Raw genomic sequence first — 26063 nt, 5'->3', positions numbered from 1 at the left:
CGAAGCCGAACGCAAAGCCAATACCTCAGCGTCTGGTTTTGCCTGGTGGGATGACGGCCGTGTCCGTGTCGTACCGTCCCCGCGTGGTCGCCGTCACCGTGATCGTGTTGGCAGGGCCCGTGCCCGGCCAGGCGGCCCACCCTGTGTTGAGGGCCTTCTGGTAGTTCTCGGTGCTGCAGGTGGCCCGTCGTACGTCGGTGGACCGCGAGCAGGTCCAGCCGCGATCGAAGTACGACAACAGCGTCAGGTTGCGGCCCCACGAGATCTCCAGCGTCACCCGTCCGCCGGCGCTGCCGTTGATGGTCAGGAAACGGTTGTAGACAAAGGGGTTCGGGTCGTTGTGCGGGTCCGGTGTGACGATCCGCAGCAGTCCCTCGTCCGGCTGTGGCCCGGGCAGAGTCTCCGTGTCGGTGTCGTAGAGCAACCCAGCGGTCGCCGCCACCGAATAGGTCCGCGAAGCCGCCCCGCCCTCCGGTACGTCGAACTTCCCGTACAGCGGCGCGGGTTTCGCGGGATTGGTCGCCGTGCAGGTCCGGGAGGAGACGGTGCACTTCCAGCCGACTGGATTCGGCGCGATCGGCCAGGACAGCGCCGAGCCGTACTGGAGCTTCACGGTCACGCTCGGGCGCGTCCCGGGAGCGACGGTGATGGTCCGGAAGTGCGCGTCCGGATCCGCCTTGGTGGTGCTGAGCTTCAGCAGCGTCTCGTCGAGGCGCGGCTTCGGTGGCGGCGGGGGAGCGGGGGCTTCCAGGGTCGCGGAGTCGTCGTCGTACAGGCGGCCGGATTTGGCCGAGACCGTGAAGGTGCGCTGGGCGGCCGTGCCGCCGGTCGGTTCCGTGAAGGTGATCGGCAGGGTGGTCGGCGCGGCCGGGTTGGCTGCGGTGCACATGCCGCTGCCGTCGCTGGCTCGCGTGCAGGTCCAGCCGCGCGGGCTGCCGCTCATCGGCCACTGCAGGGCCGAGCCGTAGTCGATGCCGATCAGTACTGGCTTGGTGTTGCGCGCAGGCACCTTGATCGTGATCAGCCAGGTGCCAGCGGCCGCCTGGACCGTCTCGCCGCGGAAGCTGCGCTCGCCCGGTGCACGGCCGCCAGGTGCACCGCCGCCGCGGGGCGCCGTGATCGTCAGCAGCCCCTCGTCGAGGATCGGCGTGGTCGGGACCGGAGGAGTCGGCGTGGGCTCAGGTGGCGTCGTCGGCGCGCTGGTCGGCGCTGTGGTCGGCTCAGGCTGAGTGGGCTCGGTCGAGTCAGTGGGCTCGGTCGGCTGCGGCTCGTTGGTCGGGGGGACGACCGGCGGCTTGACGCTCGGCGGCTTCACCGGAGGGGGCTTGACCGGTGGTGGCTTCACCGGCGGCTGGGTCGGCTGCTGCGCCGGCGGCTTGTCGATGGCTGCTGGGGGTGTCTCGTTGCCGGTGAGCGCCAACGCGGCGATGACGGCGGCAACGACTACCACTACGACAGCGCCCGCGCCGGCCGCAGTACGGGTGCTGTTCTCTGTTGCCTTGCGCCAGCCGGTGACCAGGAAGCCGACGACGCCGACCTTGGCGCCAGAGGCGGCGGCCAGGTAGCCCAGGCCCGCAGTACCGAGCAGGGCGGGGGCGAGCAGTGCCGGCAGTGCGCTGTTGACCTCGACCAGCTCGAGGTAGACCGCCGTGCACTTGGCACAGTCGTCCAGGTGCTCGCGGACGTTCTTGTTCTCCCGCTTGGTGAGGCCGCCGCGGACGTAGGCGCCCAGGCGCTCAGTGGTCCAGCGACAGCGGTCACCAGCGACGTCAGCCAGGTGCTGCTGGAGGTACGCCTGCCGCAGCCCCTCGCGAGCCCGGTAGGCGAGGGCGGAGACACCGTTGGCGGTCAGGCCGAGCAGTGGGGCGATGGCGGCGGGCTTCTCGCCCTCCACCTCGGTGTGCCAGAGCACGGCCTGCCAGCGCTCGGGCAGCGAGGCGAAGGCCTTCGCCGCTGCGCCACTCTCGAAGCCGGTCACGGTCGGGTCGTCGAAACCCTGCGGCTCCCGCTCGTACGCCGCGATGTCGTCAGTCGTCTGGACCTTGCGGCCCGAGCGGATCCGGTCGACGTGGACGCGCCGGACGGTGGTCAGCAGGTACGCGCGGAAGGAGATGTCCGGGCCGCCGCCGTTGCGCAGGGCATCGAGCACCTTGGCGAAGGCGTCGCCGGCCAGGTCGTCGGCGTCGTTGGCCGGGACCAGCTGGCGGGCCATTCGCTCGGCGGCGTGGTGATGCCGGGCGAAGAGTTCGCCGTACGCCTCGAGGTCGCCGGCGCGAACGCGCGCGATCAGCTCCGCGTCGCTCGGTCCTTCCGGCGTCTCCATCCGAGGTCCCCCTGGGTTTGTCACTACATCGTCACCGTCTGTCACGTGGTTGCCGGGATCAAGGTTCCCATGAGGGACGGATCCGCGCACCTTTCATGACGACAGGGCCGGGGCTGAGGTTACGCGAAAAAAACCTCCGAAATCCGCGTCATGAACGCATCAGCGCGCTGTCTCATCTCCAGAACGACGCTTCCGGCCACCCGGTCGGGAGACGAAGGGGCCACCCGAGGAGGGGACATGTCGCTGTTCGCGGACATCCGCAAACGGCTTGAGCTACGTCCCAGCCGGTCCCTGAACCTGGCGGGGTCGCCCGCCCGGGACAGGCCGGAAGCGTCGTCATCCGAGCAACCGTGCGGAAGGAGGGAGCCGCACGGCACGGCTGGCATCGACCGCAGCGCCTATCTGGCCATTGCGGAAGCGCTGCAGGACGGTGCCGATGTTGTGCCCGCGAGTGACGAGGTCGGCCGCCGGCTGGCGGAAGACGGAGTCTCGTTGCTCGAGGCACTGGATGGGCTGGGTGCGTTGTACCGCTCGATCGCCGGGGGCGAGCCGGCTTTCGACGCGGTACGCGCACTCAGTTCCAGCTGGGCCGAGGCTTCACTGATCTATCTGCACTCGCTGTCCTGCGAGGACCCGCTGACCGGGCTGTCCAGCCTGGCGCACCTGCGGTCCCGGCTCGGCGAGATCTACCGGGAGGCTGAACTCCGTGGAACTTCCGTACCGGCGACCCACGCACTGGTGGTGGTCGAGCCGGTCTACCCGGCGGGGATCACGCCGCTCGAACGCGAGCTCCGGCTCATCGACGTCGCGGAGTGCCTCCGGATCGTGTTCGCGGGCGGTGACGTACTGGGCCGCCTCGGCACACGCCGCGCGGCGGCGCTCGTCGACCGCGAGCCGGACCTGCCGGACCAGGTCGAGACGGTCCGCGCGCTGATCACCCAGTGGCGCCTGGACACCGACGAGCCACAGCTCGCCCGGGTCTGGATCGAAGGACTCCCCGCGGCCGAGCAGTGGGCCGGCCGCGTCCTGGACGAACTGGCACGCCCCGCCTAGGGACCTGCGTCCGGTCGCCGACAGGGGGACGACCGGGCGCATCTAACCGGCGGCGGATCGCCTATCACGGGGTAGGCGATCCGTCGCCGCTGTCCTGTCGGGTACTCCGCCCGCCGGGCATTCCGTAGTACCGGAAATTGTCGGTGCGGCTGGCTAGGGTGGCTGGCATGTGTGGGAGATATGCGTCGAGCCGGGACCCGGCGGATCTCGTGGTGGAGTTCGAGATCGAGGCCGGGAACGTGAAGGAGTCCGTGCAGGAGCTGCCGGACAACTACAACGTCGCGCCGACCGACGAGGTGATCGCCGTCGTCGAGCGCAAGAACCGGGAGAACCCGGACGAGGTGGTCCGCAAGCTCACCACGGTGAAGTGGGGGCTGGTCCCGTCCTGGGCCAAGGACACCTCGATCGGCAGCCGGCTGATCAACGCGCGGATGGAGACCGTCGCGGAGAAGCCCGCGTTCAAGAAGGCCTTCGCCGTACGCCGCTGCATCCTGCCGGCCGACGGTTATTACGAGTGGTACACCTCGGAGCAGAAGGTCAACGGCAAGCCGGTCAAGCAGCCGTACTTCATCCGCCCGGCCGACGGCGGAGTGCTCGCGATGGCCGGGCTCTACGAGATCTGGCGCAACAAAGCCGTCGCCGACCCCGACTCCGACGAAGCCTGGCTGTGGACCTGCACCGTCCTCACCACCACGGCCACCGACGACCTCGGCCGCATCCACGACCGGATGCCCCTCCTCGTCGAGCCCGACCGGTACGACGCCTGGCTCAACCCACTGAGCTCCGATCCCGACGAGCTCCTGGAGCTCCTCGTACCGGCTGCCCCCGGCCGCCTCGAGGCGTACGCCGTCTCCAAGGCCGTCAGCTCGGTCAAGAACAACGGCCCTCACCTCGTCGACCCCCTCCCACCCGACGGCACCGACCCCATCGACAAACCCGACGAGCCCGAAGAAGTCACACTGTTCTGAACGCTCCCGTGCGGTGCCGCCGCCCAGGCCCGGGGAATGACAGGATGGGGGCGTGAGCGACGAACGGATTGTGCGGACGCCGCACGGTGAGGCGCGGATCGTGGCGCATCGGGCTCGGCGGCCGGTGGCGACGCTCGCACTCGGCCATGGCGCGGGCGGCGGGATCGAGGCCGGAGACCTGGCCGCGCTGGCCGCGCGGCTGCCGAAGCAGGACATGAACGTGTTCCTGATCGAGCAACCCTGGCGGCGGGCCGGCAAGAAGCTCGCGCCGGCGCCGAAACTGCTCGACGAGGCCTGGATCTCGATCATCGGTCAGCTGCGGATCAGGACCCCGCTGGTCCTGGGCGGCCGCAGTGCCGGAGCGCGCGTCGCCTGCCGGACCGCCGGCGGGCTGGGCGCGTCCGGAGTACTGGCGCTGTCTTTCCCGCTGCATCCGCCGGGCCGGCCGGAGAAGTCGCGGGTCGACGAGCTGCAGAGCGCGCGGCTGCCGACCCTCGTAGTACAGGGGGAGCGGGATCCGTTCGGTACGCCGGAGGAGTTCCCGCCGCTGACCGAGATGGCCGTGGTGCCCGACGGGGACCACTCGTTCAAGGTGCCGAAGCGCGCGGAGCTGACCCAGGAGGAGAGTTTCGACCTGCTGGTCGAAGCTGTGTTCGAATGGGTGACCCGGGAGATCTCGGGCTGAGCAGCCGGTCGTTTGAGCCGTAGAACTGCCCGCCGCGCCCGGGAATGAGGTGGCGGGCGGCCTTGTTGTGATGAGCATGACGGCGACGAGTCTGGCTCCTGCGCGGAAGACCGCGAAGACCCCGGTATTCTCAGTAACGATGCCGACTCCGACGACCACCGAGACACCCGAGCAGCGGACCGAGCGCTTCGAGCGCGAGGCGCTGCCCTTCCTCGACCAGATGTACGCCGCCGCGATGCGGATGACGCGCAACCCGTCCGACGCCGAAGACCTCGTCCAGGACACCTTCGCGAAGGCGTACAGCTCGTTCCACCAGTTCACGCCCGGGACCAACCTGAAGGCGTGGCTGTACCGGATCCTGACCAATACCTTCATCAACGGTTACCGGAAGCGGCAGCGGCAGCCCACGCAGTCGCCGACCGAGGAGATCGAGGACTGGCAGCTCACCGCCGCCGAGTCGCACACTCCCGGTGGCCTGAAGTCGGCCGAGGCGGTCGCTCTGGAGCACCTGCCCGACTCCGACGTGAAGTCGGCGCTGCAGGCGATCCCGGAGGACTTCCGGCTGGCCGTCTATCTCGCTGATGTCGAGGGGTTTGCCTACAAGGAGATCGCCGACATCATGGGGACGCCGGTCGGGACCGTCATGTCGCGGTTGCACCGCGGCCGGCGCCAGCTGCGCGAGCTGCTGGCCGACTACGCCCGGGAGCGGGGCCTGATCCCCGCGTCAGACGATGCGCCGGCGGCTGGTGCCGCGGCGGCCGAGAAGGAGAAGTCGTGAGCTGCGGCGAGGACCACGACGTGGACTGCGGCGAGATCCTGCAACGGGTCTACGTCTTCATCGACAACGAACTCGAGGACGCGAGCACCGACGAGATCCGCCAGCACCTCGAAGAGTGCGCACCCTGCCTCGACGAGTACGACATCGAGCGCTGCGTCAAGAAGCTCGTCCACCGCTCCTGCGGCGACGAACACGCCCCCGACGCCCTGCGCCAGAAGATCCTGCTCCGGCTGACCCAGATCCGGATCGAGACGACCAGCCCCGGCCCAGAGTGACCCGTTGAGAACGGCCCGGCTCCGGCCGGGCTTTCTTTTTCCAGAATGTCGAGGGCGCCCGCGAGGCTTCGACGTCCCCGGCAGAAGGTGCGCCACCCGGCGTACCGAACCCGTGGAGGTCTCCCGGTGAAGTACGTGATCCTGATCCACTCCAACCCCGAACCCTGGGGCCACCCGACAACGTCGTACACCGCCAAAGGCCGGCAACTCCCGGCCGCCCAGCGCGAAAAGATGGACCGCGACTGGGAGACCCTGATGACCGAACTGAAGGCATCCGGCGAATTCCTCACCGGCGAAGCCCTAGGCGACCCAGCCCACGCCCGCCTCTACACCGCCGGCCCCACCGGCGCGGTCACCACCGACGGCCCCTACGCCGAAGCCAAAGAACACCTAGCCGGCTTCTTCCTCTTCGACTTCCCCACCCAGCAACGAGCCGAAGAAGTAGCCGCCCAATTCACCTCCCCGGGCGACACGGTAGAACTCCGCCCCCTGATGTAGCCCCTGGCTAGGACGCGCCGTACTCCGCAAGCAACGCCCGAGCAGCCGCCTCGTCGTTGGGGAAGAGCGGATGAAGCACACCCACCGCCTCGCGCCAGGCAGCGACAGCAGCCGCGGAATCACCGGAAGCAGCTCTGATCTTGCCCAGCTCGATCAGGAGCAGGCCTTCGCGTTGCTGGTTACCGTAGTTCCTGGCCAGCCGGATGCCGTTTTCGGCCTGCTCGGCGCCTGCTGCCCAGTTGCCGGTAGCTAGCGAGTTCGACGCCAGGTGCTGCAGGCATTCGGCTTGGGCGTTGCCATCCTTGAGCTGTGCGAAGAGCTCGAAGCCCTTGCGCAGGACCTCCACCGAAGCCCCGTGGAATCCAGCCTCCTGGTATGCCTCCCCGGCGATCACATGTCGCTTGGCCAGCGACCGCGGGTTACCGGACTTCTCCGCCAGCCGGAAACTCAGTGCGAACGACTCGGCGGCCAGGTCGTACGCCCCGCGACGGCTGTGCAACCTGCCCATCGCGAGATGGCTGATCCCGACGACGCTCTGGTCATCGATCCGTGCGCTGACCTGCAGAGCTTCCTCGGCCCAGCGGAGCGCCTCGTCCAGCCGGCCCATCTGTTCGAGGACGTAGCTGAGCGAGGTGCAGCAGCGAGCTTGACCGGCCAGGTCGGGAATCGAGTTGAACATCTCCAGACTCGCCCGGAATCGGACCAGTGAAGCTTCGAGGTGGCCGTGCTCCACGTCGGGGATCGCGAGGTCGTGCTCCAGCCAGGCCGCGAGGCGGTCGTAGCCGAGATCACCGGCGATCTCGCGGCCGATCCGGTCGATCGTCCGCATCTCGACCCACCGCGACCGCGCGTCGGCGTACCCGAACAAGGCGACCGCCAGCTCCGGGACGAAGGGCCGCAGACCCGGCGACCGACTTGCCTGCCGAACGAGTCCGAGGATGTTGGCTCGTTCGTGGTCGAGGAGCGTGAGTGCGGTCGGAGCATCGGGAAGCCTGGGCAGCGGGCGCGCCGATGGGGCGGCCAGGGGGTGCCGGCGGCTCTCGGGGTGCGTGAGCTGCTGACTTCGCCAGGCAACGCCGGTGTAGTGCTGAAGCACGCGGGTCAACGCATCGGTGCGGGCGCCTTCGGACAGTGTCTGGCTCGCGCGCTCCCGGGCGAAGGTCCGGATCAGGTCGTGCATCCGGTACCGCCCTGGTACCGCCGAGGAGAGCAGGTTGAGGTCGACGAGGCGTTCCAAGATGTGTTCGGCGGCGTCCTCGGGTACGTCGAGCAGGTGTGCGGCGGTGAGGGTGCTGAGGTCCGCCCCGTCCGGGAGGGCGAGTAACGGCAGGGCGGTAGCGGCTTTGCGGTCCAGTTCTTGGTTGCTGCTGGCAAGAGATTCCAGGGAGCCGGCGATGCTGGCGCGGACTCCTGACTCACCGGTGCCGAACTCGTCCAGCCGGCGGTGCTCGTCGCGCAGTTGATCCACCATGTGTTCGATCGGCCAGCTCGGCCGGGCCGCGAGCCGGGCACCGATCAGGCGGACCGCCAACGGGAGCCGTCCAGTCAGCTGGGCGATGGATCGCGCCGCCGAGCTCTCCGCCGCGATGCGCTCGCGACCGGCGATCGTGGCCAGCAACTCGACTGAATCAGCCTCGGACAGGGGCGTCAGCGCGATCTGCCGGCAACCCGGCAGAGTGGTCAGTGCACGACGGCTGGTCGCGATGACAGCCGAGCCCGGCGCCCCCGGCAACAAAGGCAGCACCTGGGCAGCGCTGTTGACGTTGTCCAGCAGGATGAGCACGCGCTGACCGGCCAGCCGCGATCGATAGAGCCCGGCGAGTTCGTTGATGCCCGAAGGAACGGTCCGCTCGTCGTCGAAGCCGAGTGAGCGAATCAGCTGGCCGAGTGCCTCGATCGGGTCGAGCGGAGTACCGGGGCCGTAGCCGCGCAGGTCGAGATACAGCTGTCCATCCGGGAAGCTGTCGCCTACCAGATGAGCGACGTGGACCGCCAAAGCAGTCTTCCCCACGCCGCCCATTCCGGTGACGGCAGCCAGTTGGAGCCCGGCCGGCTGGTGGTCGCCCGGCTGGTGGTCGCCCGGCTGGAACACCTGCAGGAGCTCTGCCACCTCGGCCTCGCGCCCGGTGAAGTCGGCTGAAGCAGGTGGAAGCTGCCGGGGCACCACGCGGGCGGCTGCCGCCGGCGTCTCAGGCTGCTCGCCTCCCGGCCGACGCGGAGTCTTCGCAGCCAAGAACAACTGCCGGGCGGATTCAGGATCGAGCCCAAGAGCCTCCGCCAGCGCCTCCACCGTCTCCACCCGCGGCCGCCGCCGCGTCCCCCGCTCCAAGAGACTGATCGCCTGCTCGCTGAGCCCCGCCTTCTCCGCCAGCCGAGCCTGCGTCAGCCCAGCCTCAACCCGAAACCCCCGAAGCAACTCCGCCAACGTCCCCACGTCAGCCCCCCAACACCCTGCTCGCCCCACCGACCTGCTCTCTCCGCAGCTGGTCGGCCGCCGCAGTCACCCCGTCGGCTTCAAAGACCTCGATCGCCCGCTGCCGAGTCCGCCGCGCGGCAGCCGGCTTGCCGGTGACGTCCTGGATGGTGGCCAGGTTCGCGAGCAGCCAGGCCCGGCGGTGGGTGTCGCTGTGGAGCTCGGTCAACTGCAGGCCTTCGCGGATCTTCTCCTCGGCTTCGGAGTAGTGGCCGCGGGCAAACTCGATCTTGGCGAGGTACTGAAGGACCTCGGCCAGACCGGTGGGATCGTCGATTCCGGCGTACAAGGTGAGCGCGGCGTTGAAGTGGCCGATGGCGGCCTCGTCGGCGCCGGCCGCGAGGTGGCTGGTGGCCACCACCCGATGACGTCGCGCCAGCGATCTGTCGTTGTCGGCCAGCTCCAGGCTCGCTTGGAAGGCCGCGGCTGCTTCCGTACTGCGGCCCACCCGGTTGTACAGCACGCCAAGCGCCAACTGACTGGTGCCGAGCGCACCCGGTTCGCCGGCGTCCTGAGCCACCTTCAGGCCTCGCTCACCCCAGGCGATCGCTTCATCCACCTGATCGAGCAACTCGCAGACGTGACTCAGCGAAGAGCAGCAGCGCGCCAGGCCCGCGGAGTCGCCGGCTGTCTCGAAATGAGAAAGGGAACGCAGCAGGCGCACGCGGCCCAGCTCCAGGTGTCCCAGCTCGATGTCCGGGACGGCACGATCGTGTTCGAGCCAGCCCCAGGTGACCGGATCGTCCTCCGGCCGGCCCGAAGCCAGGGCGAGATCGTAGAGGGTTTGAATCCGTGGCCAGTGGGCGCGAATCTCCAGGTAGCCGAACAGCCCGAGCGCCAGTGAGGGGCCGAACCGCCGAGCCAGTCCTGGCTCGGCCGAAGCTGCCTGGTAGAGGTCGAGGATCGAGTCGTACTCCACGTCGAACCAGGCAGGCGCCTCGGTCAGGTCCGCGAAGACCGGCACATCGGTGAGATCGAGCTCCTGGGTTGGTTGCCGCAAGCTCCAGGGATGGGTGACCCGGTGTGCCTGCCACGCGGCCGCGACGTAGTACCGCAGACCTCGCTCGACGGCCGCCCGTCGTTCGGCTTCGCGTTCCTTGGCCGACAGGCGTTCGCCGGCGTACGCCCGCAGCAGATCGTGCAGCTGATAGCGCAGGGGAGCGACCGAGTCCAGGAGATGCAGATCGACGAGACGCTCCAGCAGCCGCTCCGTCGTCAGAAGGGTTTTGCCCAGGAGCCGGGCGACCAGCTGTGCGGAAATCACCGGGCCGCGGGCCAGGCTCAACAGGTCGAAGGCCTCGGCGGCTTCACGATCGGTCTCCCGTGGACTCGCGGCCAGTTCGTTCAGTGAGGAGGCAAAGGCGGCTCGGACGCCGGAGTGGTCCTGTCCGAGTTCGTCCAGGCGGCGACGCTCGTCCCGTAGCTGGTCGACGAAGTGCCGCAGCAACCAACTGGGGCGCGCCGTCATCCGCGCACCGATCAGTCGCAACGCGAGCGGTAGACCGCCGGTCAGCTCCGACAGCTCTCGCGCAGCTGCTTTCTCGGAGCTCACCCGATCCTCACCGGCGACGTTCGCCAGTAGCCTCATCGATTCGGAAGCGGTGAAAGTCGGCAGGCGGACGATCACGCTCCCAGGCAGCGTCGCGAGGAACCGTCTGCTGGTGACGATGGCCGCCGATCCATCGGTGGGCAGCAACGGCGTCACCTGGTCCACGGAACTGGCGTCGTCCAGCAGGATCAGCATCCGCCGTCCGGCGACCCGGGATCGGTACAGCCGCGCCATCTCGTCGACGTTGTCGGGAATCGACTCCGGTTGTACGCGGAGGGAACGCAGCATCTGCCCCAGAGCCTCGGCGCTGGTCAGCGCGGCACCGGGGTCGTAGCCGCGAAGCGCGACGTACAGCTGGCCGTCGGGGAAGCGATCCGCGGCGAGATGTCCGGCATGTACGGCCAGCGCCGTCTTGCCGACGCCGCCCATCCCGGTGATGACCAGCCGGACGCTCGACAGCTCGGCCCGCGCGAGAGCCCCGAGCACCTTCTCCAGCGGGCCTTCCCGACCGGTGAAGTCGGCAACGGTCTGGGGAAGTTCTCGCGGAGTCGAGCCGGAACTGGCGGCTGGCTTGGGCCCTGAGCCGCCCCGCGCGGCGATGAAAAGCTGCCGCTCCTCGTCGGGTGCGAGCCTCAAGGCCGTGCTGATCGCCTGGAGGGTCTCGGCCCGGGGACGTCGCCGGACCCCGCGCTCGAGCAGGCTGATCGCCTGCTCACTGAGCCCGGCGTTCTCAGCCAGTCGAGCCTGGGTGAGTCCCGCGGCGATACGGAATCCGCGGAGGAGGGCGGCCAGCGATTCCATGGTCGGCCCTCCCCTCGTCGCCCGCTTGCCAACCCTGTCGCGATTGGTCCAATCGCTACTGTAGGAGGTCGGGCGGACACCCGTCCGGTGTTATCCACAGACGGCCATCGGGCCGGGCGCAGGTTCGGGGTAAAGAGCGGACAAAACCGGTTGATAACGATCAGTGCCGGGTCGGTTACGAAATCATTCCGGGTAATAGCAAGGAGTGTTCAGCGGGGAACACTGAGTATATGAACCAGTTTGGTTCCTGGTCTTGTCTGGACCTGTGACCAAATTGCAAAGACCCCGGTTTTCACCGGGGTCCTCGCTGTCCGTAGTCGCCTGAGTCAGGCGTTCGGGCGCTTGCCGTGGTTCGCGCCCTTCTTCTTCCGTGCGCGACGCTTGCGGCCGGTCTTGCCCATTTGAAAGCCTCCTTGTAACAACTGCAAAGAGTCACAGTCTCTCATACCATGTCGGTGGGTTCGCCACGGTGCGGCGGGTCACGGTCTGGCCTTACAGTGTTTCGGCGCAAGACGGACGAGCGAAAATAAAGTCAACAGTCAGCGATGCGCTGTCCACACCCCCCTGCCCGCCGTCGCGGGTTCAAGAGACTACGCCGCTGGTCGGAGGTGACTATGATGCTTGGCGACAGCTGGGATTGGTGAGCTTTGGCGTAGCGGAAGGCTTGAGGTGACGCCCCAGTGAGAGCATCACTGCTTCGAGTCGCGGTGGCCCTCATCGCCGCATCAGCCGTGACCGTTCTGGTCGTCGCGCTGACGCGGATCACCTACAGTTCGACTGTCCTCACCCTTTGTCTGTTGATGCTCCTCGGCGGAGCGCTGCGGTTTCGTGTATTGCCGAACCACCCGGCTGTCCTCGATTCCATCGCGCTCGTCGCAGTGTTCGTGATTGCCGGGCCCTGGTACGCGGTGGCTGTCTCCGTCTTCGGCTACCTGCCGCAACTCAGACAACCGTCGCCCATGGTGAAACGGATCTTCAACCCTTCATATCGAGTCCTCGCTGCTGCTGGTGGCGGCTTGGCCTATACCGCGGTCGGGGCGCCGGTAGGAGCGCAGGTTCTCGATCATGTCCCGCTGACCTTCGCGGCTGCTCTGGCGGCGACCGTCGGCCATCAGTTGGCCAACGCGGTACTGCTCAGCCTGATCCTGTGGATCGAAGGCCAGGTTCGCGTCGTCGACTTCCTCCGGTCCGTGATCGGCCCGACCTTCTTGCCCATGCTCGGCTACAGCGCTCTCGGTGTCTTGCTGGCGGTGATGTGGATCGGTGGGCTCGGCATCGTTGCCTGTCTGCTCGTTCTGGTCCCACTCGTGGTCGTCCGCTGGGCGCTGTCCCAGTATCAGGCCGAGCGTGCCGCTCAGGCCGCGACGATGAGGGCCTTCATCCAGGTCATCGAGACGAAGGATCTGTACACCCGGGGGCACTCGGAGCGGGTCAGTGCCGGTGTCGGCATGCTGGGCAAGCACCTTCGGTTGTCCGAGGATCGCCAGAACGCGCTCGAGCACGCCGGACTGCTGCACGACGTGGGGAAGGTCGGCGTACCGACCAGCATCATCCGCAAGCCGGGCAAGCTGGACGACTCCGAGATGGACGCCATCAGGCTGCACCCTGCCCGTGGTGTCGAACTGATCGGCAACATTCCCTTTCTCGAAGAGGTCAAGTCCGCGGTCCTGCACCATCACGAGAAGTACGACGGCTCGGGATATCCGGCCGGGCTCAGCGGTACCAACATCCCCTACTTCGCCCGGATGATCGGGATCGTGGACGCCTTCGACTGTCTCACCTCGACCCGGTCGTACCGGCCGGCCCGTAGCGTCGAGGAGACACTGGCCATCCTGGTCGAGGATCGGTACACGCACTTCGACCCTGAGCTGGTGGACGAGTTCGTCGAGGTGATCCAGACCCGTGGCTGGACGGCGGCCGCCGCCGATCAGCCACCCCCCGACGACAACATTCAAGTCAGCATCGACCACGACGACCTGAGTCTCGGCGCCGGCGGCGGTGCAGCCGGGTCGGCGGCAGGCCCAGGGTGATGTTTCTCGGAGAGGCAGAAGAGCTGCATTCACGCCGGCTCAGCAGCGGATTCGTGATCGTTGCCGCCGGCGGCTGTCTCGGCGCCATCGCTCTGGTCATGACCGCGCGTCGCGGCCTGACCGAATGGCCGTTCGCCCTCGCGTTCGGGCTCTTGATCGCGGTCGGTGAGATGGTGCAGTTCCGGGTGGATCGCAGCCGGAACCGCGCACCCATCGCCACCAGCGCCGCGCTGGCCTACGTCATGTTGCGTGGCCCGGCCGTCCAGGTGCCGCCTGATGTCGCCCAGATCATCGCCGTGACAGGCGTAGCCACGCTGGCCGGGATTCTGCCCAGGGCCGTGGCCGGGCTTGGCTGGGACCTGGTGATCTCCAGTCGTCGGGTGCTCTCCGTCGGCTGTGCTGCCGCGATCTTCGCCCTCCTCACGCCGGAGAAGTTCTACTGGAACGGATCCTGGACACACGCGCTGCCGCTGGCGGGCACGATGCTGCTGGCTGTCCTTGCGGCCGGTCTGATGGATGCGCTGGTGGGGGCTGGGCAGGCCACCGAGCGGCTGAATCGGCCATTCCCCGCGGCCCTGCGCGACGAACTCAGTGTGATGGGCCGGATCGGGATCGCGATGGGGATCAGCGGCATGCTGCTGGCCGCCGGGACCTCATTGCTCGGGTTGTGGGCGCCGCCGTTGGTGGTGGTGCCGTTGTTGTTGACTCAGTTTGCGTTTCGGCGGTTTGCTTCGGCTCAGCGGACGTACCGGACTACGGTTCGGTCGATGGCTCGGAGTACGGAGATTGCTGGGTTCAGTAGTCCGGGGCAGAATGCGCGGACCGCGAGTCTGGCGGTTGCCATTGGGAACGATCTGGGGTTGACGCCGGCTCGGATGGAGGCGTTGGAGTACGCCGCGTTGCTGTCCGGGGTTGGGCAGTTGGCGTTGGCGGATCCCAGTCCGGGTGGGGCCTCGTTGTTGCGGAGTCGGGAGGAGCGGCAGCAGGCGGCGGAGATCGGGGCTTCGATCATCGAGCGGTCCGGGGTGCTGGATCACGTGGCGGAGATCGTGCGGCACTCGAATGATCCGTACCGGCATGGGCGGGCCAACAACTCGGCCATTCCGCTGGAGAGCGGGATCGTCAACGTCGCGCTGGCCTACGAGCAACTGGTCGGCGAGGACGGTGGCCAGACGCCGGCCAAGGCGATGGAGAACATCGGGCTGGGGATCGGCGCGGAGTACGACCCCGTCGTGGTGGAGTCACTGCGCCGGGTGGTCGGGCGCGGGTTTCGGTTCTAGCTCTTCCCACGTTGGAACGGGAGGCGTCGGAACGCGGCCGGTGCCGCCCATACCGGCGTACAGGAGGAGGCCTGCGCCGGCGGCGATCAGTACGTCGCCCGGGCTGACCGCCTGTCCGAGGCCGGGCAGAGCGACCGGTACTACGTCGCCGAGCCAGGGGAGCCGGGTCGCGGCGTCGGCCAGTTCGTGGCGGGGGTCTTCGGCGAAGCCTTCGATGCCGGCGCGGGCCAGCGTGGCCAGCGAGACCGGCATCGCGCCGTTCAGGCTGACCACCAAGGCGTTGCAGCCGAAGCCGAGGGCGAGCAGGGCGACGCCGGGCCGCCACAGGTTGAGGCGGAGGAAGACGCCGACACAGACGGCGGAGCCGATCAGGCCGACCGGATAGGCGATACCGCCGGTCAGAGAGCCCAGAACCTGCCCGGTAGCGGCCGCGACGAGCCAGTGCAGGCCGGACAGCGTGTTGCCGGCCAGGTCCGTCAGACGCCCGCCGGTGAGCAGCGCCGCTCCCGCGGCGAGCACCATGACGAGCAGAACCAGCAACATCTTGGTGATTCTGCCCGCCATGGCCCGTCAAACCGGCCTACTCCACTCCTGAGCGTGTCGGAGCGGCCACTACCAGTGCCTGTACTACGCCTTCGCGGGCGACGGTCCGCCCTCGTCCAGCAGCTCGGGCAGGTCCTTCACGCCGGGGTCGCCCGCATCCGCGAGGTAGTCCGACGGGTCGGTGCTGTCCGTACCGTCGGCGACCTTCAACGCCCGCAGCAGGAACGTCAGCGCGACCGTGATGATCAGGTTGATGCCGAACGCGGTGAGCCCGATGTAGACCATCGTGTCGGTGAACGGGATGTTGGCCAGCGAGCCACCGAAGTGCTTCTTGGTCGCCGGGTTGACCACGTTGTACGCCGTGATCGTGCCCCAGACCATCGCCACCGCCCAGCCGGTCAGCAGCGCCCACTTGTGGAACCAGCGGGTGAACAGCCCGACCACGATCGCCGGGAAGGTCTGCAGGATCCAGATACCGCCCAGCAGTTGCAGGTTCAGCGAGACCGTCTTGTCCATCCCGAGCACGAACACCAGCGCGCCGAACTTCACCAGCAGCGAGGCGAGCTTGGACACCTTGGCCTCCTGGGCCGGGGTGGCGTCCTTCTTCAGGAAGTCGCGGTAGATGTTGCGGGTGAACAGGTTCGCCGCCGCGATCGACATGATCGCCGCCGGGACCAGCGCGCCGACCGCGATCGCCGCGAAAGCGATACCGGCGAACCAGGCCGGGAATTCCTGGTCGAACAGCCGCGGAATCGCCAGCTGCGGGTTCGCCAGCCCGTCCAGGCCCGTCACGTTGACATTGGCTTTGATCGCCATGAATCCGAGCAGCGCGAGCAGGCCGAGCAACAGGGAATAGGCCGGCAGGATCGCCGCATTGCGCCGGACGACGTTCCGGTTCTTGGTCGACAGCACGGCGGTGACCGAATGCGGATACATGAACAGCGCCAGCGCCGAGCCGAGCGCCAGGGTCCAGTACGCGGAGTACCCCGATTCGCCCGGGACAAATGCGCCGGTCGGCCGTCCGGTGGTCGGGTTGGGGGTTTCCATCTTCGTTTTCGCCGCGTCGAAGATCGAGTCCCAGCCGCCGAGCTGGCCCGGCAGGTACAGGATCGCGGCTCCGATGACGAGATAGATCAGGCCGTCCTTGACGAACGCGATCATCGCCGGCGCCCGCAGCCCGGACGAGTAGGTGTACGCCGCCAGGACGGCGAACGCGATCAGCAGCGGCAGGTCCTTGGCGAGCAGGTTGTCGCCACCCAGGCCCATCGTCTCGAAGACCGCCTGCATGCCGACCAGTTGCAGCGCGATGTACGGCATCGTCGCGAGGATGCCCGTGACGGCCACCGCGAGGGACAGGCCCTTGCTGCCGTAGCGGCCGCCGACGAAGTCCGCCGGCGTCACGTAGCCGTTGCGGTGCGAGACCGACCAGAGCCGGGACATGAAGATGAAGATGATCGGGTAGACCACGATCGTGTACGGCACCGCGAAGAACCCGCTGACGGCGCCGGTCGCGTACATCGCGGCCGGGACGGCGATGAACGTGTACGCCGTGTACAGGTCCCCGCCGAGCAGGAACCAGGTGATGAAGGTGCCGAAGCCGCGGCCACCCAGACCCCACTCGTCCAGACTGTCCAGCTCACCGGTACGCCGCCAGCGCGCCGCCATGAAGCCCATCACGGTGACGGCGACGAAGATCGCCACCACGATGATCAGCTGCACCCAGTTGACCTCGGTGTTCACCGGTTGCCCTCTTTCCTGCTGGACCCCGCGTCGAGGCCGGACTCGGCCCGTCGCCTGCGCTCCTCCCGTGTCACCAGCTTGTACGAGATGCTCACGGTGATCGCGGAGACGAAGACCCAGAGCAACTGGTACCAGTAGAAGAACGGGAAACCCCACAATCGGGGTTCTTCCCGGGCGTAGGTGGAGACTATGAGTGGTACGACCACCGAGACCGCCAGCAGAAAGCCGGCGATCCAGTACGCGGGTCTGACCGCGGCAAGCTTGGACACAGCAACCTCCTCGGGACACAGGCGCGGGTGAACGCTACCTTCCGCCGGCAGGGAACGACTAGACCTTCAGGGTGGGGCATGGATTCTGAGACGGCGTGGAATGTGCGGCGGGTTGTGCTGTCGGTGCTGTTTCTGCTGGTCGTTGCCCTGCCGCTGTATCCGGAGCTCTACGGGCTGGACGAGGTGACTCCGTTCACCCAGCTGGTGTCCTTCCGGCCGCAGCTGCTGGTGCTCGTGCTGCTGCTGGGCCTGGGCATGCTGCTGCGCTGGAACTGGCGGATCGCGGCCGGGCTGCTGCTCCTGCTGGCGTTCACCGGCGGCGCGCTGATGGCGCCGAGGGCCCTGTCCGACCCGACGCCTCCACCCGCCGGGACTCGCGTGCTGACGGTGATGGTCGCCAACGTGCTCGGTGGGGGAGCCGACGCGGGGGAGGTGGCCAAGCTGATCCTGGAGCACAAGCCGGATGTCGTGTCGTTGCCGGAGGCCCAGGTCGACGTACGGCAGGAGATCGAGGCGCACCTGCAGGGCCGGCGGTACTACGGCTACACCCAGCAGGCCAACGCGGCCGTGGAGAGCGCCACCAGCATTCTGGTCTCCGCCACTCTCGGCAATGTCCAGTTCGACTCCGAGAAGCTGGACACCGGCAAGGTCAGCTCACAACTACCCGGTACGCCGAAACCCGGCGCCGGTGACCCGGGTGCCGAGACGATCGGCCCGGTCCAGCAGACCACGACCCAGTTCGGCCACATCATCGTCACCGGTGGGAACCTCGGCAAGCTCCGGCTGATCGCGTACCACGGCTACCCGCCACTCCCGTCGGCCGTGACGAGCTGGAAGCGGGACCTGGAGGTGCTCGAGGGCTGGTGCGCGTCAGGCACGCAGACCGTCCTCGCCGGCGACTTCAACGCCACCACCGACCACGCCGACTTCCGCGACGCCCTAGGCCGCCACTGCAAGAGCGTCGCGCCGTCCGTAGGCGCCGGCCTCCAGGGCACCTGGCCGTCCGACCGCCCAGCCCTGTTCCGCACCCAGATAGACCACGTAGTAGTCACCAACGGCATAGCCCCCAACCGCTTCAGAACCTACAACCTCAAAGGCACCGACCACCGCGCAATCATCACCACAATCGCCGTCCCCAAGAACTAGCCCCACGCCGGCGGAGCTGGCGCGGGGGAGTGGCTAGCTGTTGTTGGCGGCTGGGCGGTAGATGTAGGGCTGGGAGCCTCGGACTGCTTCGGTGAGCATCAGGAGCATGTCTGCTCGGGCTTCGATCGGGCGGCCGAAGAGTTCGTCGTCGCCTGGGATGGGGAAGCCCTTCACGCCGATTGCCAGTTGGCTGAGTAGGACGTGCAGGACGCCGCGGGCGTTGAAGACGTTTGGCGTCGGCCACTCGGGCAGGGTCTCGTGCATCAGCGGCTGCTGGGCCGCGGTTGCCGCCACCGGCTTCAGCCAGCGCTCCAGCTCGTCGCTGGTCAGCATGTTGCGGTGCAGGATCGTCATCACCGCGTGCGCGACCCGGTCGTGCTCCTCGTGCACCCACCGGTACTGCGTCTCCTTCACGATCCGGTCGGCCAGCACGTCGAGCAGTGCTCGCAGTACGCCGGCGTCGCAGTGCCGGGAGCGGGCCAGCGCGCCGATCGCGTCGGCTCCGTGGGCAACGGCGTGCGCCCAGCCACAGTCGGCGACGTACCCGCGCAGGTCGCGTTCGCGCAGCAGCCAGGTGGCCAGCCGGTCGCCCCAGCGCATCACCACCTCGTCGTGGACGAGGAACTCGGCGTTGTCGCGATGGATCACCTCCGCCAGCGTCAGCGCGGTGAAGGACCGCCGGAACACCGTGTCGGTGCCGTCCTCCCCGAGCCCGTACGCGAGACCAGCGCAGAGACCGTCACCGAAACCGGGCAGCAGATCGTCGTAGACCCCACGCTCGAGCCAGGTGGCGAGCGTCGGGTAGGCCAGCGCGTCCCGCACCTGCGGGTTGGTGCTGGCCAGGCCGCGGACAAGCTCCTCGGTGAGGTCGGTCAGTGCACGATCGCGGGGTACCGCGTAGTCCGCGGCCATCACGTCCTGCCAGTACGTCGACTCCACCAATGCATCCTTTCACTTGGACCTGCTCAATCAACACCCAAGGACCGCCTCCTGTCGAGCCTGTCCACGACGGACCCCGGCAACGCGGGTCCCTCCGGCCCCATGGCCTAGGCTCAGGAGCGTGCCGTCCTTGAGCGATGTGGTGCGGAACCACACGACGCTGGACCAGGCGGACCTGGACCGGCTGCAACTGCTGGTGTCCGACTGGCAGATGCTGGCCGACCTGTCCTTCGCGGACCTGGTCCTGTGGCTGCCGGACACCGAAGGGCTCGGATTCTGGGCCGGCGCCCAGATGCGGCCGACCACCGGCCCGACGGCGTACCTGGACGATATCGTCGGCAGCTTCATCCCGCGCGAACGCCGGCCGCTGCTCGACCAGGCCTACGACGGCGGCCGGATCTGCCGCGAGGGCGATCCGGAGTGGCGCGACGACGTGCCGGTCCGGGTCGAGACGATCCCGGTACGCCGGGACAGCCGGGTGATCGCCGTGATCGCCCGCAACACCAACCTGCTCGGCGTCCGGACCCCGAGCCGCCTGGAGATCGCCTACCTGCAGAGCGCGACCGACCTGGCCCGGATGATCACCGACGGCATCTTCCCGTACGGCGGGGAGCGGTTGCTCTCGACCACCCCACGAGTGGGGGACGGGTGTATCCGGGTCGATCGGCACGGCATGGTGACGTTTGCCAGCCCCAATGCGTTGTCCGCGTACCGCCGGATGGGTCTCGTCACCGACCTGGTCGGCAGCCGGCTGAAGGACGTCACCGGCGAGCTCATCCACAGTGGCCAGAAGGTCGACGACGTGCTCGCGTCGGTGCTGACCGGCCGGGCCGCGCAGGAGATCGAGATCGAGAACTCCGACGCGACGCTGTTCCTGCGGGCGATCCCGCTGCGCGCCGAGGGCGAGCACGTGGGCGCGCTGATCCTGCTCCGGGACGTGACCGAGCTGCGGAGCCGGGAGCGGGAGTTGGTCACCAAGGAGGCGACCATCCGGGAGATTCATCATCGCGTCAAGAACAACTTGCAGACCGTCGCCGCGTTACTGCGGATGCAGGGCCGGCGCATCACCGTGCCGGAGGCGCAGGCGGCGCTGGCCGAGGCGGTCCGCCGGGTGGGGTCGATCGCGATCGTGCACGAGACGCTGTCGGAGTCGTTCGACGAGCACGTGGATTTCGACGACGTCGCCGACCGGGTGGCCGCGATGGTCGCCGACGTGTCGACGATCTCGACCCAGGTGACGATCAGCCGCAGCGGCAGTTTCGGCGTACTGGACTCCGAGGTGGCGACACCGCTGGCGATGGTGCTGACCGAGCTGATGCAGAACTCCGTGGAGCACGCGTTCAGCAGTCGGTCGACCGAAGAGGCGATAGGCAGCATCGAGCTGGCCGCGCAGAGGTCGGTGGGGCGGTTGCGAGTGGTGGTGACCGATGACGGCAAGGGGCTTCCGGACAGCTTCGACTCCGAGACGTCCGGCAATCTGGGGCTGTCGATCGTCCGCACGCTGGTGATCGGCGAACTCGACGGAATGCTCGAGTTCCACCCACGCACCGACGGTCCGGGCACCACCGTCGTCCTCGACTTTCCGGTCAAGGAGTAACAAGCCCGGTAAGAATCGGCCCTGGAAAATCGAAAGGCCCCGCGGATCCCGCGGGGCCTGCTTCGTGCTGCCTGGTCAGGCGGTACGGATGCGGGCGCGGGCGTTGCGGCGCTTCAGCGCGCGTCGCTCGTCCTCACTCAGGCCGCCCCAGACACCGTGGTCCTGTCCGGCCTCCAATGCCCAGGCGAGGCACTGTTCACGTACGTCGCAGCGACGGCACACCTGCTTGGCCTCCTCGATCTGCATGATCGCGGGCCCGGTGTTGCCGATGGGGAAGAACAGTTCCGGGTCCTCATCGAGGCAAACGGCCCGGTGGCGCCAATCCATGGCGAATCCCATCTCTCTCAGTGGTTGATTACGCTGAAGGCTGGTCTGTGCCCAATCAGCGCGCCAGTACTCGCACGGGGGTGGTGCGAAGCGTTGTGAACGTTTTCACGAACGACTCCATGTTCCCAATCTCGGGTGACCGAAACAAGGGTTATGGACTTGTCGATCCGATCACAACACTTCCTTAACACTACGAACCGGTGTGCAGCGGTGAGCACCGTCCGGAAACCGGACGGACATCCCTTGGCGCGATCACCCGTTCACTGCAAGTAACCGATCCAACCGCCCCGGGGTTACGCACAACCTCGAATCCCTGTGGGGCTGAAGTTCTGCGACCGCGAGCCTCCGGGGAAGGAGGGTCGCCGGCCCGGACGCTCACCGGCCGGACTCTGTCCTGCCCTGAGCCCGGCACTACGCTGGAGCACGTGCCGACTGAAACGACGCCGTCCACCGCTCCGCGCCCGCTCAAGCTAGCCGCGGCCGTGGTCGCTGCGGAAGGCCTCGTGCTCGCTGTTCTGGGAATTGTCGAAGCAATAACGATCGACTCGAGCCGCTGGGTGATGGGCCTGACCACCGCCGGATTCCTGCTTCTGTACGGCGCGGCGCTGGTTTTCGTGGCGCGCGGGCTCTACCGGACCTCGACCTGGAGCCGCGGCCCGGCTGTGTTCGCCCAGCTGATCCAGCTCGGCGTCGCCTGGAGCTTCTGGGGTGGCAACACCACCACCGTCGCCGTAGTGCTGGCGATCGCGGCGGCCGCAGTACTGGTCGCCGTGTTCCAGAAGGAGTCCATGGAAGCTCTGGCGGACGACCCTACGAAGGATCACCCGGTCCTCTAGTCCTCACTCCTTGAGCAGGCCTGCCCGGAGTTCGGTGAGGGTGCGGGCCAGCAGGCGGGAGACGTGCATCTGGGAGATGCCGATCTCGTCGGCGATCTGGGACTGGGTCATGCCGCGGAAGAACCGCAGCGTCAGGATGCGCTTCTCCCGGGTGTCCAGCTGGGCCAGCAGCGGTTTGAGCGACTCGCGGTACTCCACGCTCTCCAGCGCCTCGTCCTCGCCGCCCAGGCCGTCCAGGACCGTCGTGGCGTCCGCCTCGTTCTGGTCCGGGGCGTCGAGCGACAGCGTGTTGTAGGCGTTCGCGGACTCCAGGCCCTCGATGATCAGGTCGGCCGGCAGTCCCAGCCGCTCGGACAGCTCGCCGACCGTCGGGGCCCGGCCCTGCTCCTGGGTCAGCTCGGCCGTCGCCGCGGTCAGCGAGAGCCGCAGCTCCTGCAGCCGGCGCGGCACCCGGATCGCCCAGCCCTTGTCCCGGAAGTACCGCTTGATCTCGCCCAGGATCGTCGGCGTCGCGTACGTCGAGAACTCGACCCCGCGATCCGAGTCGAACCGGTCGATCGCCTTGATCAGGCCGATGGTGGCCACCTGGACCAGGTCGTCGTACGGCTCACCGCGGTTGCGGAAGCGCCGGGCCAGGTGCTCGACCAGCGGCATGTGCAGGGAGACCAGGCCGTCGCGGGCCAGCGTGTGGGCCGGGTCGCCGGGGGTGGAGCCCGCCATCGCGGCGAAGAGGGTGGCGGTACGGGTGCGTAGGTCGGGTTCCTGGGCCTCGCCGCCCAGGGATCGATCCTCGGTCACGCCTTCTCCGACGTGGTGGCGGTCGCCGACACGGTGATCGTCAGCCGCCCCTCGACGGTCTCGGCCGCGGCGGACTCCACCAGCGCGGTCAGCACGGTCCAGCCGAACGAGCCGGTGTCCGGCTTCCAGCCGTTCGGCACGGTGGCCGTCGTACTGACCGTCAGGTGCGGCGGGGCGATCTCGAAGACCAGGTCCAGGACGCCGTCGGAGGCCTGCGGGAGCAGCAGCGCGCACGCCTCGTCGACCGCGATCCGCAGGTCGTCGATCGCGTCCACGGTGAAGTCGTTGCGGGCGGCGAGATTTCCGACCACGGACCGCGGGACGGCGATGTAGGCGCTGTCCGCGGGAATGCTGAGGCGGACCTCGGCGGGTCGTCCGGTGCTGCTCACAGTGTTTCCTCCCAGGCGGGCCTGAACTCTTGGGCGCTCGGCCCACCGCGTACATCTTCCACGCTGGGGCCCGGCAATGCACGGCCACAGGCAACGAGGCCGGTCCCGTACTGCGGAACCGGCCTCGAAGCGAGTGTTCTACGTCGGCTCGACGTGGGTCGGGTCGAGGACCCGGCGCAGGAAGGTGCGGGTGCGCTCCTCCTGCGGGTTGCCGATCACCTCGGCCGGCGGGCCCTGCTCGACGATCACCCCGCCGTCCATGAAGACGACCCGGTCCGCGACCTCGCGGGCGAAGGCCATCTCGTGGGTGACCACGAGCATCGTCATCCCGTCCAGGGCGAGCTTGCGCATCACCGTCAGGACGTCGCCGACCAGCTCGGGGTCGAGGGCCGACGTGGGCTCGTCGAAGAGCATCAGCGCCGGGTCCATCGACAGCGCCCGGGCGATCGCGACCCGCTGCTGCTGCCCACCGGACAGCTGCATCGGGAAGGCCTTCACCTTGTCGTTCAGGCCGACCCGGTCGAGGTTGGCCCGGGCGACCTGATCGGCCTCGGCCTTGCTGCGTTTCAGCACGGTCGTCTGCGCGACCGTGCAGTTGTCCAGCACGGACAGGTGCGGGAACAGGTTGAACTGCTGGAAGACCATCCCGATGTGCTGCCGCGCGGCGTCCAGGTGGCAGTCCGGGTCGGTGATGTCGTCACCGCGGAACAGCACCTGGCCCTGCTGCGGCACCTCCAGCAGGTTGACGCAGCGCAGCAGGGTGGACTTGCCCGAACCGGACGGGCCGATCACGCAGACGACCTCACCCTCGCTCACGGTGAAGTCGATCCCACGCAGGACGTGGTTGCTGCCGAACGACTTGTGCAGGTTCTTGATCTCGACGAGTTCGGTCATCAGTTGGCCCTCGCAGCCTTGGCCTCCAGCCGCCGGACCAGGATCCCCAGCGGCAACGTGATGAGCAGGTAACAGAACCCGGCGGTGACCAGCGGGGTCAGGTTCGACTCGCTGTTGGCCAGTTCCTTGCCGAAGCCGGTCAGCTCCAGCGCGGTCGCCGAGGTACCGATGATGAAGATCAGCGACGAGTCCTTGACCAGCAGGATCAGGTCGTTGGCCAGCGGGGGCAGCACGATCCGGAAGGCCTGCGGCAGCACGATCTTGCGGGTCGCCAGCGCCGGCGGCATGCCGAGCGAGCGGGCCGCTTCGATCTGGCCCTTCGGGACCGCCTGGATGCCGGCCCGGATCACCTCGGCCATGTACGCCGCCGCCACGATGCCGAGCGCCAGCCAGACCGTCCCGTACGGGTCGAACGGGATGACGAGGCCTTCGAACGCCAGCGGCAGCAGGCTGAACGCGATGAACACGATGATGGCCGGCAGGCCCCGGAAGAACTCGATGTAGGCGGTGGAGAGCCAGCGGTAGGGACCCACCCGGCTGAGCCGCATCAGGGCCAGCACGGTGCCGCCGGCCAGGCCGATGACGAAGGCGCCGGCCGTGTAGACGATCGTCTTCCAGACCGCGTTCAGCAGGCCGTTCTCGAAGGCGGACTTCACCAGCTCCGGCCGGAAGAACACGTCGATGATCTGGCCCCAGTCGGCCGAGAGCGCCGCGACGACGGCGAGCACGACCAGCAGGGCGTACTGGACCAGGCGGGAGCGCTGAGCCCGCTGCCGCGGACTCAGCCCCTTTCGCGCCTCAGGAGTGGTGGTCGAGGTGGCGGTCACTGCTTCGGCTCAACCCCGAACCACTTCTTGTACAGCTCCTTGTAGGTGCCGTCCTCGCGGGCCTTCTTCAGCGCCGCGTTCAGCATCTCGATCAGCTTCACGCTGCTCGGGTCGGTCTTGTCGGCGGCGAAGCCGTACTTCTCGCCGGTGTCGAACTCGGCGGCCACCTCGGTGTCCGGGTTGTCCTTGACGTAGTCGTAGAGCGCGCCGTTGTCGTTCACCCCGGCGTCGACCCGGCCGGACTTCACGTTGTTGGCCATGCTGGTCAGGTCCGGGAAGGTGATGACCTGGTAGCCGAGCTCCTTCTGGGTCTTCTCGGCGAAGTCCTTACCGGTGGTGTCGGCCTGCACGCCCACCTTCTTGCCCTTCAGGTCGGCCAGCGTCTTGTAGGCCGCGCCCTTCTTGACCAGCAGCACCTGGCTGGCGTCCATGTACGGGTCGGAGATCCCGATCGCCGCCTGCCGCTCCGGGGTGATCGTCATCGCGCCCATGCCGACGTCGCACTTCTTGGCCTTGAAGGCGGCGCCGGAGGTGATCTGGGCCCACTCCAGGCTGACCACTTCCTGCTTGAGGTCGAGCTCCTTGGCGAGCAGGTCGATCAGGTCGACGTCGAACCCGACGACCTTGGTGCCCTCCTTGAACTCGAAGGGCTTGTACGACAGGTGCGTGCAGGAGGTCAGCTGGCCCGGCTTGACCAGCGTGATGCCGGCCGCCTTGGCCTTGTCCTCGCCTCCTCCGCCGCCGCCGGCCTTGTCGTCGCCGCCGCAGGCGGTCAACGTGAGGGTGAGCGCGGCGACCGAGACAACGGCGATCGCGCGGCGGCTCTTGCTGAGGATGGGGACGATGTTCATCGCTAGGACTCCTAGACAGTGGATCTGGAACTCCGGTTTCAGGCGCCGGGCCGGATTTCTCGCATCCTGACACAGCAGGGAGGCGTGTGTCGGCTGCTAACCCCCGACGAGACTGGATCGTCACCGTGCTGCAGCCGTGTGGGAACCCTCACAGATAGGACCAGTGCGTGCTGTGGTTTACTCGTAGCGACGGG

25 protein-coding genes are annotated in these 26063 nt (G+C 68.0%); 11 read left to right on the top strand and 14 right to left on the bottom strand.

The window, feature by feature from the left end; all coding sequences use genetic code 11:
* Positions 1-25 precede the first annotated feature (25 nt).
* Positions 26-2323, bottom strand: a complete 2298-nt coding sequence (locus ACQPYM_RS31330; RefSeq protein ID WP_433007706.1) for a sigma-70 family RNA polymerase sigma factor — start codon at positions 2321-2323, stop codon at positions 26-28.
* Between the two features lie 237 nt (positions 2324-2560).
* On the opposite strand from ACQPYM_RS31330, the gene ACQPYM_RS31325 reads away from it, so the two are divergent.
* From ACQPYM_RS31325 to ACQPYM_RS31300, 6 genes are all read left to right on the top strand, one after another.
* Positions 2561-3376 carry a hypothetical protein gene (locus ACQPYM_RS31325; protein ID WP_433007705.1) on the top strand — a complete coding sequence of 272 codons (816 nt, stop codon included), beginning with the start codon at positions 2561-2563 and terminating at the stop codon, positions 3374-3376.
* Between the two features lie 167 nt (positions 3377-3543).
* Positions 3544-4344, top strand: a complete 801-nt coding sequence (locus ACQPYM_RS31320; protein WP_433007704.1) for an SOS response-associated peptidase — start codon at positions 3544-3546, stop codon at positions 4342-4344.
* A 52-nt stretch (positions 4345-4396) separates the two neighbouring features.
* Positions 4397-5029, top strand: a complete 633-nt coding sequence (locus ACQPYM_RS31315; RefSeq protein ID WP_433007703.1) for an alpha/beta hydrolase family protein — start codon at positions 4397-4399, stop codon at positions 5027-5029.
* 139 nt (positions 5030-5168) lie between these two features.
* Entirely contained in the window at positions 5169-5807 is a 639-nt protein-coding gene (locus ACQPYM_RS31310) for a sigma-70 family RNA polymerase sigma factor (protein ID WP_433007702.1), read from the top strand.
* Positions 5804-6082, top strand: a complete 279-nt coding sequence (gene rsrA / locus ACQPYM_RS31305) for a mycothiol system anti-sigma-R factor (RefSeq protein WP_433007701.1) — start codon at positions 5804-5806, stop codon at positions 6080-6082. Before ACQPYM_RS31310 ends, rsrA begins: the two co-directional genes overlap by 4 nt.
* A 126-nt stretch (positions 6083-6208) precedes the next feature.
* Positions 6209-6580, top strand: coding sequence for a YciI family protein (locus tag ACQPYM_RS31300; RefSeq protein ID WP_433007700.1), 372 nt, complete (start codon positions 6209-6211; stop codon positions 6578-6580).
* Between the two features lie 7 nt (positions 6581-6587).
* Here the strand turns inward: ACQPYM_RS31300 and ACQPYM_RS31295 are convergent, their stop codons facing one another.
* The 3 genes from ACQPYM_RS31295 to ACQPYM_RS31285 all read right to left on the bottom strand — a co-directional run bounded on the left by ACQPYM_RS31295 (position 6588) and on the right by ACQPYM_RS31285 (position 11804).
* Positions 6588-9014: an ATP-binding protein gene (locus tag ACQPYM_RS31295; protein WP_433007699.1), complete on the bottom strand. Its 2427-nt coding sequence runs from the start codon at positions 9012-9014 to the stop codon at positions 6588-6590.
* A gap of 1 nt (position 9015) precedes the next feature.
* Positions 9016-11403 (bottom strand): NB-ARC domain-containing protein, encoded by a 2388-nt coding sequence (locus ACQPYM_RS31290; protein WP_433007697.1) that lies wholly within the window; start codon positions 11401-11403, stop codon positions 9016-9018.
* A 326-nt stretch (positions 11404-11729) separates the two neighbouring features.
* Entirely contained in the window at positions 11730-11804 is a 75-nt protein-coding gene (locus tag ACQPYM_RS31285; protein WP_369759046.1) for a 50S ribosomal protein bL37, read from the bottom strand.
* Between the two features lie 279 nt (positions 11805-12083).
* Between ACQPYM_RS31285 and ACQPYM_RS31280 the strand changes: the two genes are divergently transcribed.
* The gene (locus tag ACQPYM_RS31280; RefSeq protein WP_433007696.1) at positions 12084-13433 is read left to right on the top strand and encodes an HD-GYP domain-containing protein; all 1350 of its coding nucleotides are present in this window, start codon (positions 12084-12086) and stop codon (positions 13431-13433) included.
* A complete protein-coding gene (locus ACQPYM_RS31275) occupies positions 13433-14713 on the top strand; it encodes an HD-GYP domain-containing protein (RefSeq protein WP_433007695.1) in 1281 nt (426 codons plus the stop codon). Before ACQPYM_RS31280 ends, ACQPYM_RS31275 begins: the two co-directional genes overlap by 1 nt.
* Here ACQPYM_RS31275 and ACQPYM_RS31270 read toward each other — a convergent pair.
* From ACQPYM_RS31270 to ACQPYM_RS31260, 3 genes are all read right to left on the bottom strand, one after another.
* Positions 14675-15256, bottom strand: a complete 582-nt coding sequence (locus ACQPYM_RS31270; protein ID WP_433007693.1) for a DUF5317 domain-containing protein — start codon at positions 15254-15256, stop codon at positions 14675-14677. The two genes, ACQPYM_RS31275 and ACQPYM_RS31270, sit on opposite strands and share 39 nt — an antisense overlap.
* Positions 15257-15340: 84 nt before the next feature.
* The gene (mctP, locus tag ACQPYM_RS31265; protein ID WP_433007691.1) at positions 15341-16996 is read right to left on the bottom strand and encodes a monocarboxylate uptake permease MctP; all 1656 of its coding nucleotides are present in this window, start codon (positions 16994-16996) and stop codon (positions 15341-15343) included.
* Positions 16993-17265 carry a DUF3311 domain-containing protein gene (locus ACQPYM_RS31260; protein WP_433007689.1) on the bottom strand — a complete coding sequence of 91 codons (273 nt, stop codon included), beginning with the start codon at positions 17263-17265 and terminating at the stop codon, positions 16993-16995. Before ACQPYM_RS31260 ends, mctP begins: the two co-directional genes overlap by 4 nt.
* Positions 17266-17343: 78 nt before the next feature.
* Between ACQPYM_RS31260 and ACQPYM_RS31255 the strand changes: the two genes are divergently transcribed.
* Positions 17344-18411, top strand: a complete 1068-nt coding sequence (locus ACQPYM_RS31255; protein ID WP_433007687.1) for an endonuclease/exonuclease/phosphatase family protein — start codon at positions 17344-17346, stop codon at positions 18409-18411.
* A 33-nt stretch (positions 18412-18444) separates the two neighbouring features.
* On the opposite strand, the gene ACQPYM_RS31250 is transcribed toward ACQPYM_RS31255, so the two are convergent.
* A complete protein-coding gene (locus ACQPYM_RS31250; protein ID WP_433007685.1) occupies positions 18445-19350 on the bottom strand; it encodes a DUF2785 domain-containing protein in 906 nt (301 codons plus the stop codon).
* 121 nt (positions 19351-19471) lie between these two features.
* Between ACQPYM_RS31250 and ACQPYM_RS31245 the strand changes: the two genes are divergently transcribed.
* Positions 19472-20947 carry a sensor histidine kinase gene (locus ACQPYM_RS31245; RefSeq protein WP_433007684.1) on the top strand — a complete coding sequence of 492 codons (1476 nt, stop codon included), beginning with the start codon at positions 19472-19474 and terminating at the stop codon, positions 20945-20947.
* A 75-nt stretch (positions 20948-21022) separates the two neighbouring features.
* Here the strand turns inward: ACQPYM_RS31245 and ACQPYM_RS31240 are convergent, their stop codons facing one another.
* Entirely contained in the window at positions 21023-21274 is a 252-nt protein-coding gene (locus tag ACQPYM_RS31240; RefSeq protein WP_012922773.1) for a WhiB family transcriptional regulator, read from the bottom strand.
* Between the two features lie 425 nt (positions 21275-21699).
* Here ACQPYM_RS31240 and ACQPYM_RS31235 point away from each other — a divergent pair, with 425 nt between their 5' ends.
* A complete protein-coding gene (locus tag ACQPYM_RS31235; protein WP_433007682.1) occupies positions 21700-22110 on the top strand; it encodes a hypothetical protein in 411 nt (136 codons plus the stop codon).
* Positions 22111-22113: 3 nt separating this feature from the next.
* Here the strand turns inward: ACQPYM_RS31235 and ACQPYM_RS31230 are convergent, their stop codons facing one another.
* The 5 genes from ACQPYM_RS31230 to ACQPYM_RS31210 form a co-directional block, all read right to left on the bottom strand.
* Positions 22114-22908 (bottom strand): RNA polymerase sigma factor SigF, encoded by a 795-nt coding sequence (locus tag ACQPYM_RS31230; RefSeq protein WP_433007680.1) that lies wholly within the window; start codon positions 22906-22908, stop codon positions 22114-22116.
* Positions 22905-23297, bottom strand: a complete 393-nt coding sequence (locus ACQPYM_RS31225) for an ATP-binding protein (protein WP_433007678.1) — start codon at positions 23295-23297, stop codon at positions 22905-22907. Before ACQPYM_RS31225 ends, ACQPYM_RS31230 begins: the two co-directional genes overlap by 4 nt.
* A 138-nt stretch (positions 23298-23435) precedes the next feature.
* Positions 23436-24191 carry an amino acid ABC transporter ATP-binding protein gene (locus tag ACQPYM_RS31220; RefSeq protein ID WP_433007676.1) on the bottom strand — a complete coding sequence of 252 codons (756 nt, stop codon included), beginning with the start codon at positions 24189-24191 and terminating at the stop codon, positions 23436-23438.
* Positions 24191-25018: an amino acid ABC transporter permease gene (locus tag ACQPYM_RS31215; RefSeq protein ID WP_433007674.1), complete on the bottom strand. Its 828-nt coding sequence runs from the start codon at positions 25016-25018 to the stop codon at positions 24191-24193. The genes ACQPYM_RS31220 and ACQPYM_RS31215 overlap by 1 nt, the downstream gene beginning before the upstream one ends.
* Complete coding sequence (locus ACQPYM_RS31210) at positions 25015-25869, bottom strand: ABC transporter substrate-binding protein (protein WP_433007672.1); 855 nt, start codon at positions 25867-25869, stop codon at positions 25015-25017. Before ACQPYM_RS31210 ends, ACQPYM_RS31215 begins: the two co-directional genes overlap by 4 nt.
* Between the last annotated feature and the right edge of the window lie 194 nt (positions 25870-26063).

This window comes from Kribbella sp. CA-294648 (assembly GCF_050943845.1).
In the GTDB taxonomy this organism is placed as follows: Bacteria; Actinomycetota; Actinomycetes; order Propionibacteriales; family Kribbellaceae; genus Kribbella.
Note: the sequence above shows the minus strand (reverse complement) of the source record. Positions and strands in the feature narration are given on the sequence as shown.

Coding starts and splice junctions, on each gene's coding strand:
- ACQPYM_RS31330 (WP_433007706.1), bottom strand. CDS start 2,323: ATGGAGACGCCGGAAGGACCGAGCGACGCGGAGCTGATCGCGCGCGTT.
- ACQPYM_RS31325 (WP_433007705.1), top strand. CDS start 2,561: ATGTCGCTGTTCGCGGACATCCGCAAACGGCTTGAGCTACGTCCCAGC.
- ACQPYM_RS31320 (WP_433007704.1), top strand. CDS start 3,544: ATGTGTGGGAGATATGCGTCGAGCCGGGACCCGGCGGATCTCGTGGTG.
- ACQPYM_RS31310 (WP_433007702.1), top strand. CDS start 5,169: ATGCCGACTCCGACGACCACCGAGACACCCGAGCAGCGGACCGAGCGC.
- ACQPYM_RS31290 (WP_433007697.1), bottom strand. CDS start 11,403: ATGGAATCGCTGGCCGCCCTCCTCCGCGGATTCCGTATCGCCGCGGGA.
- ACQPYM_RS31275 (WP_433007695.1), top strand. CDS start 13,433: ATGTTTCTCGGAGAGGCAGAAGAGCTGCATTCACGCCGGCTCAGCAGC.
- ACQPYM_RS31270 (WP_433007693.1), bottom strand. CDS start 15,256: ATGTTGCTGGTTCTGCTCGTCATGGTGCTCGCCGCGGGAGCGGCGCTG.
- ACQPYM_RS31255 (WP_433007687.1), top strand. CDS start 17,344: ATGGATTCTGAGACGGCGTGGAATGTGCGGCGGGTTGTGCTGTCGGTG.
- ACQPYM_RS31240 (WP_012922773.1), bottom strand. CDS start 21,274: ATGGATTGGCGCCACCGGGCCGTTTGCCTCGATGAGGACCCGGAACTG.
- ACQPYM_RS31220 (WP_433007676.1), bottom strand. CDS start 24,191: ATGACCGAACTCGTCGAGATCAAGAACCTGCACAAGTCGTTCGGCAGC.
- ACQPYM_RS31210 (WP_433007672.1), bottom strand. CDS start 25,869: ATGAACATCGTCCCCATCCTCAGCAAGAGCCGCCGCGCGATCGCCGTT.